The sequence below is a fragment of the Streptomyces coelicoflavus genome, from assembly GCF_045041415.1.
GTDB lineage: Bacteria > Actinomycetota > Actinomycetes > Streptomycetales > Streptomycetaceae > Streptomyces > Streptomyces coelicoflavus.
The window spans coordinates 6,276,485-6,290,138 of sequence record NZ_CP108218.1 but is presented as its reverse complement, the minus strand read 5'-3'; the positions used below and the strand labels follow the sequence as shown (position 1 = coordinate 6,290,138).

At 73.3% G+C, this 13,654-nt stretch carries 18 protein-coding genes and 1 pseudogene; 7 read left to right on the top strand and 12 right to left on the bottom strand.

All coding sequences use genetic code 11. The features are described from left to right. Positions 1 to 4: 4 nt before the first annotated feature. Both OHA99_RS28185 and OHA99_RS28180 read right to left on the bottom strand, forming a co-directional pair. Positions 5 to 799, bottom strand: a complete 795-nt coding sequence (locus OHA99_RS28185; RefSeq protein WP_153180375.1) for a methyltransferase — start codon at positions 797 to 799, stop codon at positions 5 to 7. A 68-nt stretch (positions 800 to 867) separates the two neighbouring features. Continuing rightward, positions 868 to 1,500 carry a uridine kinase gene (locus OHA99_RS28180; RefSeq protein WP_405698294.1) on the bottom strand — a complete coding sequence of 211 codons (633 nt, stop codon included), beginning with the start codon at positions 1,498 to 1,500 and terminating at the stop codon, positions 868 to 870. 218 nt (positions 1,501 to 1,718) lie between these two features. Between OHA99_RS28180 and OHA99_RS28175 the strand changes: the two genes are divergently transcribed. After that, the gene (locus tag OHA99_RS28175) at positions 1,719 to 2,198 is read left to right on the top strand and encodes a DUF1772 domain-containing protein (RefSeq protein WP_153180373.1); all 480 of its coding nucleotides are present in this window, start codon (positions 1,719 to 1,721) and stop codon (positions 2,196 to 2,198) included. A gap of 172 nt (positions 2,199 to 2,370) precedes the next feature. Here OHA99_RS28175 and OHA99_RS28170 read toward each other — a convergent pair whose 3' ends face one another. Beyond that, positions 2,371 to 2,646 (bottom strand): DUF397 domain-containing protein, encoded by a 276-nt coding sequence (locus OHA99_RS28170; RefSeq protein ID WP_007448399.1) that lies wholly within the window; start codon positions 2,644 to 2,646, stop codon positions 2,371 to 2,373. After that, positions 2,647 to 3,507: a helix-turn-helix transcriptional regulator gene (locus OHA99_RS28165; RefSeq protein WP_054103402.1), complete on the bottom strand. Its 861-nt coding sequence runs from the start codon at positions 3,505 to 3,507 to the stop codon at positions 2,647 to 2,649. A gap of 267 nt (positions 3,508 to 3,774) precedes the next feature. Between OHA99_RS28165 and OHA99_RS28160 the strand changes: the two genes are divergently transcribed. Beyond that, complete coding sequence (locus OHA99_RS28160) at positions 3,775 to 4,434, top strand: ATP-binding protein (protein WP_153180372.1); 660 nt, start codon at positions 3,775 to 3,777, stop codon at positions 4,432 to 4,434. Further along, positions 4,431 to 4,874, top strand: coding sequence for a hypothetical protein (locus tag OHA99_RS28155; protein WP_054103400.1), 444 nt, complete (start codon positions 4,431 to 4,433; stop codon positions 4,872 to 4,874). The genes OHA99_RS28160 and OHA99_RS28155 overlap by 4 nt, the downstream gene beginning before the upstream one ends. A gap of 21 nt (positions 4,875 to 4,895) precedes the next feature. On the opposite strand, the gene OHA99_RS28150 is transcribed toward OHA99_RS28155, so the two are convergent. The 4 genes and pseudogenes from OHA99_RS28150 to OHA99_RS28135 all read right to left on the bottom strand — a co-directional run bounded on the left by OHA99_RS28150 (position 4,896) and on the right by OHA99_RS28135 (position 8,329). After that, positions 4,896 to 5,081: a hypothetical protein gene (locus OHA99_RS28150; protein ID WP_087809936.1), complete on the bottom strand. Its 186-nt coding sequence runs from the start codon at positions 5,079 to 5,081 to the stop codon at positions 4,896 to 4,898. Positions 5,082 to 5,236: 155 nt separating this feature from the next. Further along, the gene (locus OHA99_RS28145; protein WP_405698293.1) at positions 5,237 to 5,926 is read right to left on the bottom strand and encodes a DUF899 domain-containing protein; all 690 of its coding nucleotides are present in this window, start codon (positions 5,924 to 5,926) and stop codon (positions 5,237 to 5,239) included. Between the two features lie 151 nt (positions 5,927 to 6,077). Then, entirely contained in the window at positions 6,078 to 7,478 is a 1,401-nt protein-coding gene (locus tag OHA99_RS28140; RefSeq protein WP_405698292.1) for an amidohydrolase, read from the bottom strand. 66 nt (positions 7,479 to 7,544) lie between these two features. Next, a pseudogene (locus tag OHA99_RS28135) lies at positions 7,545 to 8,329 on the bottom strand (nucleotidyltransferase domain-containing protein). A gap of 157 nt (positions 8,330 to 8,486) precedes the next feature. Here OHA99_RS28135 and OHA99_RS28130 point away from each other — a divergent pair. Together OHA99_RS28130 and OHA99_RS28125 are read left to right on the top strand one after the other, a co-directional pair. After that, positions 8,487 to 8,900, top strand: a complete 414-nt coding sequence (locus OHA99_RS28130) for a RidA family protein (protein ID WP_153180368.1) — start codon at positions 8,487 to 8,489, stop codon at positions 8,898 to 8,900. Next, positions 8,897 to 9,391, top strand: coding sequence for a GNAT family N-acetyltransferase (locus OHA99_RS28125; RefSeq protein ID WP_405698291.1), 495 nt, complete (start codon positions 8,897 to 8,899; stop codon positions 9,389 to 9,391). Before OHA99_RS28130 ends, OHA99_RS28125 begins: the two co-directional genes overlap by 4 nt. An 88-nt stretch (positions 9,392 to 9,479) precedes the next feature. Here the strand turns inward: OHA99_RS28125 and pip are convergent, their stop codons facing one another. Continuing rightward, complete coding sequence (pip, locus tag OHA99_RS28120) at positions 9,480 to 10,451, bottom strand: prolyl aminopeptidase (RefSeq protein ID WP_153180366.1); 972 nt, start codon at positions 10,449 to 10,451, stop codon at positions 9,480 to 9,482. Positions 10,452 to 10,506: 55 nt separating this feature from the next. Next, entirely contained in the window at positions 10,507 to 11,220 is a 714-nt protein-coding gene (locus OHA99_RS28115) for a uracil-DNA glycosylase (protein WP_153180365.1), read from the bottom strand. Positions 11,221 to 11,345: 125 nt separating this feature from the next. Between OHA99_RS28115 and OHA99_RS28110 the strand changes: the two genes are divergently transcribed. Then, complete coding sequence (locus tag OHA99_RS28110) at positions 11,346 to 11,885, top strand: RNA-binding S4 domain-containing protein (RefSeq protein WP_153180364.1); 540 nt, start codon at positions 11,346 to 11,348, stop codon at positions 11,883 to 11,885. A gap of 27 nt (positions 11,886 to 11,912) precedes the next feature. On the opposite strand, the gene OHA99_RS28105 is transcribed toward OHA99_RS28110, so the two are convergent. Together OHA99_RS28105 and OHA99_RS28100 are read right to left on the bottom strand one after the other, a co-directional pair. Then, positions 11,913 to 12,386 (bottom strand): DoxX family protein, encoded by a 474-nt coding sequence (locus tag OHA99_RS28105; protein ID WP_405698290.1) that lies wholly within the window; start codon positions 12,384 to 12,386, stop codon positions 11,913 to 11,915. 106 nt (positions 12,387 to 12,492) lie between these two features. Beyond that, positions 12,493 to 13,179, bottom strand: coding sequence for a bifunctional 2-polyprenyl-6-hydroxyphenol methylase/3-demethylubiquinol 3-O-methyltransferase UbiG (locus tag OHA99_RS28100; RefSeq protein ID WP_087791474.1), 687 nt, complete (start codon positions 13,177 to 13,179; stop codon positions 12,493 to 12,495). Positions 13,180 to 13,352: 173 nt separating this feature from the next. On the opposite strand from OHA99_RS28100, the gene OHA99_RS28095 reads away from it, so the two are divergent. Next, positions 13,353 to 13,610 (top strand): DUF6343 family protein, encoded by a 258-nt coding sequence (locus tag OHA99_RS28095; RefSeq protein ID WP_153180361.1) that lies wholly within the window; start codon positions 13,353 to 13,355, stop codon positions 13,608 to 13,610. Positions 13,611 to 13,654: the final 44 nt, after the last annotated feature.

The window sequence follows — 13,654 nt, the reverse complement described above, 5'->3', positions numbered from 1 at the left end:
GCGCTCACCCCTTGCGGCCCCATGCCGAGATCATCGGCGCGGTAGCGAGGTCCATGCCGCCGGACGCGACGTTCGCGAGGTGGCGGTCGATGTCGTCGTGGGAGGCCACCCCCGCGGAGACCAGCTGGTCGCGGACCTGCCGTACGGTCGCCGACTCCAGGGCGGCGCACGCCGGCGAGGTGACCGGAAAGTAGGCGTCGGCCTCCACCCGGCGCAGGCCCGCCTCCCGCAGCAGCCGGGGCAGCCGGCGGCCGTAGGACAGGTCGGCGCCACGCCGGGACAGCAGCTGGCGGAAGCCGTGCCGCAGCCGGTTCGCCAACTGCTGCTCCGGGCCGTGCTCGTCCGGGCAGAGCAGGGGCTGGAGCGCCGGGTCCGCGTCCTCGACCAGGAGGCGGCCACCCGGCCGCAGGGCCTTGATCATGGACCGCAACGCCTGTTCCCGGTCGGGGACATGGACGAGCACGAGCCGCGCGTGGACGAGGTCGAAGCCGTCCCCCGGCGGTTCCTCCGCGCCGACGTCGTGCACCCGCACCTCGACCGGCGGACGGCCGGCCGGGGCGACGCGTGAGGTGTCGATGTCCGTCGCGAGGACCCTGCCGGTCGGCCCCACCCGCTTGGCCAGCCACGACACCACCGAGGTGCCGCCGGCCCCGACCTCCCAGCAGCGCCACCCCGGGCCGACGCCGAGCGCCTGGAGGTGCCGGAACGTGGTGGGGTCGAAGAGCGTGGCGAAGGCGTCGAAGCGCTCCGCAGCCTCGGACTGACCGTTGTCGAGGAGGTATCCGTCGGTTCGCGTCATGCTGGGATCATCCCAGTTGTCCCGCTTGCCCGAAGGGGGCGACGCTCCGGCGGCAGCGGCCCTCCGGGTCAGCCGTTCCAGGCGGGACGGCGTGGATCGTCGGCGCGCACCACGACGTCGGCGGTGCCGGACGGGTCGCTCTCCTCGTCGTAGCGCGCGAAGGCGGGCAGGGTCCAGTGCTCGGGCTCGGGGGTGCGGCGGCGCAGCGCGCCCGGGGTCAGGACGAGGTGGACGCTCAGGTCCAGGGGGAACCAGTGGCGCAGCAGGAAGGGGCCGTGGAGCAGCAGCGCGCCGCCGGCGGGCAGCGGGACGCGGGGACTGCGGGTGGCGCGGTCGGTGACCGGGTCCCACAGGTCGGGCAGGACCCGCCCGTCGCCGCCGGGCCCGAGGGGGTCGAAGACCTCGCGCCACAGGGCGCCGGTGTCGTACCAGCCGTTGTAGTAGGACTCGACGTCCTGGTGTCCGTATTCCAGACGGAGCGAGGCGGGGCGCAGGAATCCCGCCGTCCCCACGACGAGCGAGGGGCGGCCTCGGACGCGAAGCGCCTCGCCGACGCGGTCGGCGAGGTCGCCGGGGCGGGCGGCCGGGGCGCCGTCGAGGGCGACCCGCGTCCAGGCACTGCCGTCGGCGGGTTCCAGGTCGAGCAGCCGCTCGGCGAGCCGGTCGCCGAGCCGGTCCCAGGTGATCGCTTCCAGTCGCACCCGCCCATGATGCGTCACCCGGCGGGCCGGCCGTCGCCTCGGTCGTGCGGGCGACCGTGCGGGCGCTCGCGCGGGCGGTCGCCGGCCCGGCCCGCCTGGACGCTCGCGCATGGGTCCGCGGCGCTCGGCCATGGTCACCGTGCCGGTGGGGCGGTTGACTTGGGGTGATCGGCGGCCGGGAGGACGGCCGCCGCGCGAGGGGTGGGAGTGGACTGGACATGACCGACGGACCGTACTTCGTGCTGACGGTGCTGGGTGTGCTCGGGACCGGTGTGACGGCCGGTGTCTTCTGCGCCTTCTCCACGTTCGTCATGCGGGGGCTCGCCGCGCTGCCGCCCGCGCGGGGGGTCGCCGCGATGAACGCGATCAACACGGCCGCGGTACGGCCGGCCTTCATGTCGGTGTTCCTCGGGACGGCGGTACTGGCGGTGGTGATCGCCGTGGTGACGCTCGTGCTGTGGCCCGAGGAGGCCGCGGTGGAGTTGCTGCTCGGCAGCGCGCTGTATCTGGTCGGGGCGTTCGGGGTCACGGCGGCCGCCAACGTGCCGCGCAACGCGGCGCTGCTCCGGCTGGAGCCGGGTTCGGCGGAGGCGGCCGCCCGCTGGTCCGCCTACGTGCGCGAGTGGACGGCCTGGAACCACGTCCGCGCCGTCGCCTCGGCCGCCGCGGCGGTGGCGTACGTGCTGGCCCTCGCCTGAGCCGGTGGGGGCGGGCCGGCCGGGCGGCAAGCCGCCGGCCGCCCGGCCGCCGACGGCTTGTCGCCTCGCCGGCCGGGTGGTCGTCCTGTCACTCCAGGTGGTGGGTTCTCCTCGCGACGGGTGGTCGACTCAGTGCCAAACAGCTTAAAAACAACAATCCGAAGCGCAGGGTTCAGGACAGCAGGAAGTCCGCCTCTCCCGCCTTGGCGCCCTGGATGAAGGCCGTCATCTCGGCCGAGGTGTAGATCAGCGCCGGCCCGTCCGGGTCGGTGGACTGCCGTACCGCGATCCGGCCGTCGGAGAGCTTCATCGCCTCCAGGCAGTTGCCTCCGTTGCCGCCGCTCCACGGCTTGTGCCAGCCCTCGCTGCCCAGCTCGCGGGCGGGCATGCCGTTGTAGATCCGCTCACCGCGGGTCAGTGGCGGGCGCTGGGGTTTGATGCGGTTCATTCACAGCTCCTTGCGGAGATCCCGGAGGATCTCCTTCGTGCGATGTGCCGTGGCGGACTGCGCCGCCATGCGGTCCATGACCTCGAGGTGGGTCGCCACCTCGGCACGCGCGTCGAGATAGACGGCGCCGGTCAGGTACTCGCTGTAGACCATGTCCGGGAGTTCCGGCATGGCGAATCGGAACAGCACGAAGGGCCCGTACGTGCCGGGGTGCGGCCCGTTCGCGAACGGGGCGATCTGAAGCGTCACGTTGGGCAGCTTCGCGGCTTCGAGCAGCCGGTCGATCTGGGCACGCATCACCTCCGGTCCCCCGACGGGGCGGCGCAGCGCGGTTTCGTCCATCACGACCCACAGCCGGGGTGCGTCGTCACGGGTGAGCAGTTCCTGGCGTTGCATGCGCAGGTCGACGTGGCGCTCGATGTCGTCCGGCCGGGTCTGTCCGATGGCGCCCGAGCGCAGCACCCCGCGCGCGTAGTCCTCGGTCTGGAGGACTCCGGGGACGAAGTGGGGCTCGTAGGAGCGGATCAGGGAGGCCGCGCCCTCGAGGCTGACGTACAGCGAGAACCAGCCGGGGAGGATGTCGTGGAAGCGCTGCCACCATCCCGGCTTGTTGGCGTCCTCGGCCAGCCGGACGAAGGCGTCGGCCTCCTCGTCGCCGACACCGTAGGCCTTCAGCAGGAGCTGGAGGTACGGGATCTTGAGGGCGACCTCGGCCATCTCCATGCGGCGCACCGTGGCGGGGGCGACGCGCAGGACACGGGCGGCTTCCTCGCGCTTGAGACCGGCGCGTTCCCGCAGGTCCAGCAGGCGCCGGCCGAGTACGACCTGGCCGACCGTCGGCGCGGACCGCGGCTCGCTCACCGCCCACCTCCTGAAGAGTCCCGAAAGAGTCCTTGCGTCCCTGTTCCGTTGTACGGACAGCCTCGGCGAGCCCGGCGTGTCCTGGTGCGGACAGCCCGGCGGCGCCATTCGAAGTTCTGTTCGAAAGCCGGAAAGGCCTTTCGAACGACCTGAAGTGGCGCCGCTCGACGTGCTGTTGCGAGCAGTGTGCCACGGCCGTCCAGAACGTCACACAGCACTCTGCATTTTTCAGAGTGACACTTGCCAAGTGTTCACGGCGGGGCGATAGTGGCAAGCGTGATTCCGTCCGCGCCCTTAGGAACAGACGCCACCGTGGGCTCCCTGGGCCTCGGTGCCGCCATGGGAGCCGGCTCCTCGGGAGCCACCGCCGCCGAGCGCCGGTTCCGTTTCGAGCTGGCCGCCCATCCGGGCTCTCCCTCGCAGGCCAGACGCCTGACCCGGGCCCGGCTGAGCGGCTGGGCGGTGTGCGCGGACACCTGCGACACCGCGGCCCTGGTGGTCTCCGAGCTGGTGACCAACGCGATCGTGCACACGGCGAGCAGACACATAGTGTGCGAACTGCACGACGCCGACGACCTGGTCCGCATAGCCGTGCGAGACGAGGGCTGCGCCCCCGGCCAGCCCCACCCCTCGGAGGATCAGCAGCCCGAGGACGAGCACGGCAGGGGCCTGCTCCTCGTCGACGCCCTGTGTGACGCCTGGGGCGCCCACGAGCACGGTCCCGGACTGCTGGTCTGGGCCGAGCTGCCGCGCAAGGCCGACGGACCGGTCGGCCCCGCGGAGCCCCGCAACGACCTGGGCTGGGGCGCCCGCCCGAAGCCCGGCCCCGCGGACACTCCCGGAGACGAGGACGAGGCGGAGGCCCGCCGCCGGGTGAGCCGTGAGAGCCGAGAGACACGCCGCGGAACGGGGACCGAATGGCTATGAGGGCTGCGTCCGGCATCCGACCGCTCGGTCTGGACACCATGGTCCGCCTCCAGCGCGGACGGCGCGGTGCCGGGACGCCCGTGCGGCTGCCCGTGCCGGACGGCATGACGGCACCGCTGGGCTGCGACGCGGTGGCGGTACCCGCCCTCCTCGCCCAGCAGGTTCTGCCCCGGCTGCCGCGCGTGGGGTGCGTCTACGCCGATGAGACGCACTGGTGGTGGATCGTTCCGTCCGACTCCGACTACGCCCTGGAGTGGCCCGCGCCCGCGCGCTACGCCACCGGTGCGGTGGTGCCCGGGGCCGCCGACGTCCCCGGCCTCCTGCACCGCTCGGACGGCACGGTTCCCTACACGCCGCCCATCCCGCTGTACCTGGCCCTGTGCCGGCTGACGAACACGACGCCCACCTGGTCGCGGACGGTGGGCGCGCAGGCGCAGTGAGCGCCTGGGCGGCCGCGCGGGTCAGGCCGCCGCGTCACCCGCGGCGTCGCCGCGGCGCACGACGACCAGGAACATGTCCGTGGCGAGGTCCATGACGACCTCGGCGGGCAGGCCTTCCAGACGCCGCGCCTGTGCGAACTCCTCCGCCGGCCAGGATCCTCGGGGTCCACCGGCGGGAAAGCGTTCGAGCACCGTTCGCCCGTTCACTCCGCACCTCCATGTAGCGCTGTACTCGTAGAGTTAAACGCCAACCATGGAGCGAACGCCTCGCGTGGTGATGGTACTGAGACATAGTTGACACCCGTTCACCGCAAAGTGTGAGCGGCGCCTCGGCCGTTCGGCCGTTTCCGCTACGGAGCGTCTCAGTCCTCGTACTCGTCGTGGTATCGGACTCTCCCACTGCCCACGGGCGCACCGAGAGCCGCCGCGCGCCCCTCGGGTTTCTCCCAGGGCTCCCGCCGGCCGAGCGCGGTCAGGTCGAGCAGGCTGGTGGTCGAGCCGATCCCGTCCAGGCCGCGCCCGTACACGGAGTAGGTGTGGAAGACCCGTTCGCGGTCCCGCAGGAAGCAGCTCAGCCCCGGCCGCTCCACCAGCTCGCCCTCGTGCTCTTGGGTCGCCTCGAAGTCGGTGTTGAAGTCGCTGACGAACGACGAGTACCAGGGCAGCGTCCAGCCCATCCGCGCCTTGAACGGCAGGATCCTCGGATACGGCGCCCGGGAGACGGCCGCGAACGACGTACCGCGGGCCCTCAGGTGCGCGAGGTGCCCGATCTGGTCCAGGAACGCCGAGCAGCCGCGACAGCCGGACTCCCACTCGGGCGCGAACATGAAGTGGTGGACGACGAGCTGGTCCCGGCCCTCGAACAGGTCGAGCAGGGTGGCCTTGCCGTCGCCGCCCTCGAAGACGTACTCCTTGTCGACCTCCACCATGGGCAGCCCGCGCCGCTCGGCGTTGAGGACGTCACGCGCGCGGGTGGCCGCCTTCTCCTTGGCCAGTAAGGCCTCGCGCGCCGCGCGCCAGTCCGCGCGGGTGACGATCTCGGGCAGCGACATGGCTCCAGCCTCCTGTGCGACATGCGTCGTGCTTCGGTCCGACGGCCGGCGGTCCGCAAGCGGCCGGGCCGTCCGGGTGGTGACCGAAGGGCGGAGCGGAACTCATCGCTGCCCGGGAGGTTTTTTTTCGACGCGCCTCTGAACAGGCGTTTCAGGTGTCGTACTCCTGGATGCGCCGCCCGTGCCGCCGGTCGGTCAGGGCGGGCAGCCGCTCCCCCAGCTCCCGGACCACCTCGGGCACGTCCACGGTGAGCAGTCGGCGGTCGCGCATGAGGACGCGCCCGTCGACGATCGTCGTGCGCACGTCGGCGGAGCGCGCGCTGTGCACCAGGGTGGCGGCGAGGTCGTGCACGGGCTGCGTGTGCGGTCCGGTGAGGTCGACGAGGATCAGGTCGGCCCGCCGCCCCGGTGCGATGCGGCCGACGGCGTCCCCGAGCCCGACCGCCTCGGCGCTCTGCACGGTGGCGTGGTGCAGTGCCTGACGGGAGGTCAGCCAGCGGGGGTCGCCCTCGGTGGACTTCTGGATGAGGGACGTGAGTGCCATCGACTCCCACACGTCGAGGGAGTTGTTGGAGGCGGCTCCGTCGGTGGCGAGCCCCACGGGGATGCCGATGTCGCGCAGGGCTCGCACGGGCGTGGTGCCGGGCCAGGCGAACTTGAGGTAGCCGCGGGGCGCGGTCGCCACCGCCGTACGGCCGTCCGCACGCGCGAGGAGCGGCAGGTCGCCCTCGGTGATGCCGGTGCCGTGGGCGATGAGCACGTCGGTGCCGAGGACGCCGGTGCGTTCCAGGACCCCGATCGGGGTGACCCCGTGCCGGGCGAGGCTGGTGTCGGTCTGGTCGCGGTTCTCGGCGGCGTGGAGGTGCACGGGCAGGCCGTGCTCGCGGGCGAGTTCGGCGGTCGCGGCCAGGTCGGCGTCGACCACCGTGTAGGGGGCGTGCGGAGCGAGGGCGGTGGTGATCCGGCCGCCGGCGGAGCCACGGCGGCGCAGCGCGAACTCCAGCGACGCCGCCATGCCTTCGGGCCCCTGCGAGGAGAAGTACGCCTGCCCGAGCTGCGCCCGCATCCCGCACTCGTCGACGACCTCGGCCACGGCGTCCATGTGGAAGTAGCTGTCCGCGAAGGCCGTGACGCCCGCGCGGATCATCTCGGCGCAGGCCAGCCGGGCGCCCAGGGTCACGTCCCGCACCGTGAGGTTGGACTCGACGGGCCAGACGACGTCGTTGAACCACTCCTCGGTGGGCAGGTCCTCGGCGAGTCCGCGCAGGGCGACCATCGGCGCGTGCGTGTGGCAGTTGATCAGCCCGGGCAGGGCGACCTGACCGCGTGCGTCGATGCGCTCGGCGGCGGGCACCGCGGCCCCTGCGACGGCGGTGGTCACGCAGTCGACGATCCCGTCGCGCACGACGACGGCCGCGTCCTGCTCGAAGCCGATCCGCCCCCGGTCGTCGTGCACGAGAACGGTGCAGCCGGTGATGACGAGATCGGCCGGCCGGCCGGGACGGCCACGGCGGGCGCCGGGCTGCGGCTTCTCAGGCGGAGAGGGCGTCATCACGCCAACGTACGGCCCCGGGAGTCGGCCCGGCATCCGGCCCGGCTGATCCGCCGGCCCGCCCCGTCACCGGGACCGGGCCGTCCGCACGGCCCGGTCGAGCAGCGTCCCGCAGTCGTCGACCGCGCGTGCCAGGCTCTCCGGCTCCGGTGCCAGGGCCGCGACCAGTGCGTCGACCCCGTCCAGTCCGGCGCGCGCGACCAACCCCTTCTCGTTCGTCACCCATTCCCCGCGCGCCGCCAGGACCGCGTGCGCCGTCTGGGTCGTGGCGAGGGCCAGGGCGCCGGCGACCTGGGTGAGGGCGGCCTTGGGTGCGTGGCCGGCCCCGGCGTAGGCGAGGGTGGCGGTGGCGGCGCCGTACCAGCGGTCGGGGGCCGTGGTGCGCAGGGCCTCCGGGTAGGCGGGGCGGGGCAGACTGCCGCGCAGCACCTTGTTGACCGCCAGTTCGGCGACCACGAGGTACGTGGGGATGCCCGCCAGGTGGAACATCAACGGTTCGACGCCGAAACGGCCCGCCCCCGCCTCCGTCACCTCGTGCTCGACCACGTCCAGGTCGCGGTAGTGCACGTCGACCCGGCGCCCGTCGATCGTCAGCCAGGCACCACCGTTGAACACGCCGCCCCCCCCCACGCGCCGATCTCCGAGATCTCGCCCTCCCAGCCCACCGCCCGGAGGTCGTCCGGGTCGAAGGCGCCCCGGTAGTAGACCGCCAGGTCCCAGTCGCTGTCCGGTCCGTGCGTGCCCTGTGCCCGGGAGCCGCCGAGGGTGACCGCCCGGACCGCGGGCAGGGCGGCGAGCCGGTCGGCGGTGGTGTCGAGGAACGCCTGGTCGGTGAGGGTGGGGGTGGGCACTGGGGTGGGCTCCTGGCATGGGAGGGGGAGGCAGGGCGGGGCCGATGCCGGGAGCCTAGGCGGCCGGGGTGCGGGTCGCGAGCGAAATTCGGGTGCGCGGCGCGGGCCGGGAACGGACGATCGGGAGGTTGTCCGCCCCCCTCTTCCAGGAGTCCCCGTGATCCAGCGCGTCACTGTGCCCGGTCTCTTCCCGCCGCCCGTCTACTCCCACGCCACCGTCGTCGAGGCCGGGACCAGGCTCGCCTTCCTCGCCGGGTCCGTACCGCTCGACGCCGAGGGGAAGCTGGTCGGTGCGGGGGATCCGGTCCGGCAGGCCGAGCAGGTGATCGCGAACCTCACCGAGCAGTTGCGCGCCGTCGGGAGCGGCCTGGAGCACGTGCTGTCGACCGACGTGTACGTCGTGAGCACGGAGACCGCCGCGCTGTCCGCCGTCTGGGACGTCGTCGAGGCGTCCGGGCTCAGTGCGGGCCCGCACTCCTCGACGCTGCTCGGGGTGGCCTGTCTCGGTTATCCGGGGCAGCTGGTGGAGATCACCGCGACCGCGGCGGTTCCGGAGGGCGGTCGTCCGTGAACCGGGGAGCCGAGCCCGGTGCGGAGGCCGGGGCGGGTGCCGGTGCGGTCCTCCTGCGGCGCGCCTCGGCCGCCGACGCGCGCGCGGCGGCCGACGTCTGGCTGCGCTCCTTCGCCGCCGCGCTGCCGGGCGTGGTCCGGCCGCGCACCGACACGGAGGTGCGCGCGTACTTCCGGCACGTGGTGGTGGAGCGGTACGAGACCTGGGTGGCGGAGGCGGCCGGCGGTGCGGTGGTCGGGGTGATGGTGCTGGAGGGCGAGGAGCTGTCGCAGCTGTACCTCGCCCCCGAGTGGCGCGGCATCGGAATCGGGGACCGGTTCGTCGCCCTGGCCAGGCAGCGGCGGGCGGCCGGGCTGTCGCTGTCGACGTTCCAGGTCAACGCGCCCGCGCGCCGCTTCTACGAACGGCACGGTTTCACGGCCGTGGAATGGACGGACGGCGCCCGGAACGAGGAACGGGAGCCGGACGTGCGCTACGTGTGGCGGCCCTAGGCCCTCACGATCCTGCACACCCCGGTGCCACCGCGTTCTTCACACCCCGGTGCCACCGCGTCCTCCACACCCGGTGTCGCCGTGTCCTTCACACCCCGGTGTCGCCGCGCGCGTACTTGTCCGTCGCCGCGATCAGGGCCTCGTCGCCGGCCGCTCCGGCGTCGTGCCCGGCCTCGTCCACGACCACCAGCTCGCTGTCCGGCCAGGCGTGGTGGAGCCGCCAGACGATGCCGAGGAGGTTGCCGAAGTCGAGGCTGCCCTGGACCAGCGTGCCGGGGACGCCCGTCAGCAGGTGCGCGTCCCTGAGGATCACGCCCTCGTCGTTGCCGTCGCCCAGGAAGTGGTCGTTGCCCCAGTAGTGCGTGACGGTACGCGCGAAGCCCATGCGGAACTCCGGGTCCCGGAACCGGGCGACCGAGCCGGGCGGTGCCGGGATGATCGCCGTCTCCCAGTCGGTCCAGGCCCGCGCGGCCCGTTCCCGCACCGCCGCGTCCGGCGACTCCAGCAGACGGTGGTACGCGGCCGCGAGGTTGCCGTCGCGTTCGTCCGGGGGCAGCTCGGCGAGGAACCGCTCGTGGGCCTCCGGGAAGATGTTTCCCAACCCGCGCGTCAGAAGGGCCACTTCGGCGTCGGAGCCGGTGGCGACGCCGGTCAGCACCAGCTCGGTCACCACTCCGGGGTGCGTCTGCGCATACCGCAGGCCCAGGGCCGAGCCCCACGACACGCCCCACACCAGCCACCGCTCGATGCCCAGGTGGGCGCGGAGCAACTCGAGGTCGGCCATGAGGTGGGCGGTCGTGTTGACGCTCATGTCGGTGTCGGGGGCACTCGCGCGGGGCAGCGAGCGTCCGGCGCCCCGCTGGTCGAGCAGGACGATCCGGTAGGCGGCGGGGTCGAAGTACCGCCTCAGGCCCGGACTCGCACGGCTGCCCGGCCCGCCGTGCAGCACCAGCGCGGGCCTGCCGTGCGGGTTTCCGCACGTCTCCCAGTAGACGTGGTTGCCGTCCCCGACGTCGAGCATGCCGTGGTCGTACGGTTCGATCTCCGGATACAGGCCCATCGGGGCACCATAGTCGCAGCGGCCCCCGGCACTCATCTCCTTTACGGGGTGGGGCCTACCGGGTGGCCAGGCCCGCCGTCTCCGCCGCCCCGCGCAGCACGTCGCGCAGCATCTCGGGGGTGAGCCGGCCGGTGAAGGTGTTGCGCTGGCTGACGTGGAAGCAGCCGAAGAGGTGCAGGTCCGGTCCGTCGGGCGCGTCCAGCGTCACGTGTCCGCCGTGTGCGAAGGCCGGGCGGGGGCGGGGCACGGTCCAGCCCGCTCCGGCGAACGCGGGCAGCGCGGCCTGCCAGCCGAAGGCACCCAGGACGACCACCGCGCGCAGCGTCGGCCGCAGCAGTTCGAGTTCCTGGACCAGCCAGGCCCGGCAGGTGTCCCGCTCGGCCGGGGTGGGTTTGTTGGCGGGCGGGGCGCAGTGCACCGGTGAGGTGATGCGCACCCCGTACAGTTCCAGGCCGTCGTCCACGCTGACCGCGGTGGGCTGCGAGGCGAGGCCCACGTCGTACAGCGCCTGGTACAGGACGTCACCGGAACGGTCGCCGGTGAACATCCGGCCGGTGCGGTTGCCCCCGTGGGCGGCGGGCGCCAGTCCGACGATCAGCAGCCGCGCGTCCGGCGGGCCGAAGCCGGGCACCGGCCTGCCCCAGTAAGTCCAGTCGGCGAACGCCGCCCGCTTGGTACGGGCCACCTCCTCCCGCCACTCGACCAGCCTCGGGCAGGCCCGGCAGCCCGCGATGCGCTGGTCGAGCACGGAGAGTCCACCGGTGTCCATGCGTCCACCGTAAGACCGTCCCGGCCTCCGTGAGGTGTCCCGGGGCCGTGCTGCCCGGTCCCGCACGCCGGCCGGCCGGGGAAATCACGGCCCGTGCCACCGTGCCGGGCGGTTAAGGTCGAGGCATGGCTTCCGAGCATGACGAAAACGGAAGCGGCCCGGTGGCCGCCCCGCAGGACGGTGCCGCTCCCGCCGCCGGGACACCGGACCCGAAGACCGCCGCGGCGATCGCCGCCGCCGAGGCGGCCGGGCCGCAGAACGGCGAGAGCGTCCGCGTGGACAGCTGGATCTGGGCCGTCCGTCTGATCAAGACCCGCTCCCTGGGCGCCACCGCCTGCCGCGGCGGCCACGTCAGGGTGAACGGGGAGCGGGTGAAGCCCGCGTACTCGCTCCGCGTCGGCGACGAGGTGCGCCTGCGGCAGGAGGGCCGGGAACGCGTCGTCGTCGTGAAGCGGCTGATCCGCAAGCGCGTCGGTGCCCCGGTCGCCGTCCAGTGCTACATCGACAACTCCCCGCCGCCCCCGCCCCGCGAGGCCGTCGCCCCCGCCGGCATCCGCGACCGGGGAGCCGGACGTCCGACCAAGCGCGACCGCCGCGAGATGGACCGGCTGCGCGGGCTGGAGGGCCTGAGCAGCTCCCGAAGGGACGCCGGGAGCAGGCCCTGAGCCCGACCGCGGCACGGCCGGGTTGGCTCAGCCCCGCCGGACCCGGGCCCGCACCAGGCGGTCCAGCTCCTCGTTGGACCCTCGGCGGGCCCGGGCGACGATCAGGAGCGGCACCATCAGGATGAGCGGTGTCGCCGCGTTCTCACCGTCGAAGTACATGAGCTGGACGACGAACGCACCCACCATCAGCGCGCTCAGGGCCGTCGCCGCCACCGACTGCAGCAACGGGACCATCAGCGCCACCGCTCCCGCCAGCTCGAGGACACCGATTGCGTACATGCCCGCGTCGCCCCAGCCCATCTCGGCGAAGGTGTCGGCCGCCGAGGAGTGCCCGATCAGCTTGGGCAGGGCGCTCGCGACGGCGAAGAACAGCGCGAGAAGCACCTGCACGACGCGCAGGGCGACCCGGAGGCCCCTCCCGCGGGCAGGCAGGGTGGCGGCGGGGGAAGTGGTGGCGGCGGGGGAAGTGGTGGTGGCGGGGGAAGTGGTGGTGTCCGGCATGGCGGTCTCCTGAGCCGAGCGGTCCGTGCTGCTGTCGGGATACAGACCGCTCGCCGCCCCGGGACTCATCGCCGGGACCGACGCCTTTCTCCTCCCGTTCTCTCCACTACCCGTGCCGCACGGGCACGGCCCTCACCCATGTCCCGTCGTCGGTGAGATACCGGTCCACCGCGAGTCCCGCCTCCCCCAGCGCCTCCTCGAACTGCTCCGTGGTCAGCGGCCGGGCGCGGAAGGTCTGCGTCCAGACCGCGTCCGGGAACTCGTACTCGGCCCGGACCGAGTTGACTCCGTCCCCCACCGGATCCGCCGACAGGATCCGGACGGTGAAGCCGCTGGGGTCCACCCGCTCACGCGGCAGATTCGTGTGATAGTCCGCCCCCTCGCGCTGGATCAGTACACAGCCGTCCGCCGCGACATGCCGGGCGCAGGTGCGCAGCAGCCCTCTCCGCACCTCGGCCTCCCCGGTGTGCACGAGGAACGACGCCAGCATCACCGCGTCGAAGCGCTCGTCGAGGTCGAGGTCCTCGATCGGGCTGCATATGGTGCGCGCCCCGCGCACGCGTTCCAGCATCTCGGCGGACTCGTCCACCGCGGTGACGGTGAGACCCCGCTCCAGCAGCGGATGGGTCATGCGTCCCACGCCACTGCCCAGCTCCAGAATCCGCGCGCCCTCGGGCACGGCGGCGGCGACGATGTCCGGCTCGGCTCCGGCCGGCAGCCGCGCATAGAGCTCGACCGCGCAGCCGTCCGGGGTGATGGCCCCGGGTCCCGTGCCCTGGTGTCCCTCTCGCATTTTCAGCTCCATGCCCGTCCAACGGCCCGCCCTCGCACGCTCGTTCCCTCGCGGCAGCGGTTCACCCGACCGAGTGAACGGACCCGGTCGCGCGGTGTGGCCGGCCCGGCGGCAGCCCTCGCTTCCCCCTCGCGGTCCGCCGGAGTACGTTCGTTACAGGAAGTGGTGAACCGATGCGTACGGGCAGTGAACCGGCCACCGCGCGCAGTGCCCTGCGGGCGCGTTTCTGGCTGAGCCTGTGGGGGCTGGCCTGGGCGGTCTTCGGCACGGCCGCCTTCGCGCTCACGGGACGGTTCGGCTGGGCGCTCGCCTGCGGGGTGCTGTGGCTGATCGCCACGGTCGACCTGACCGTGATCCTCCGGCACATCCGCCAGGGCCCGCACTACCAGCCGGGCCGGGACATCCCGCCGTACCTGCCGCCGAAGCGCTGACCGGCCCCTCGACCGCCCGCACACCCCCGAGGGGCGGCTGCCGG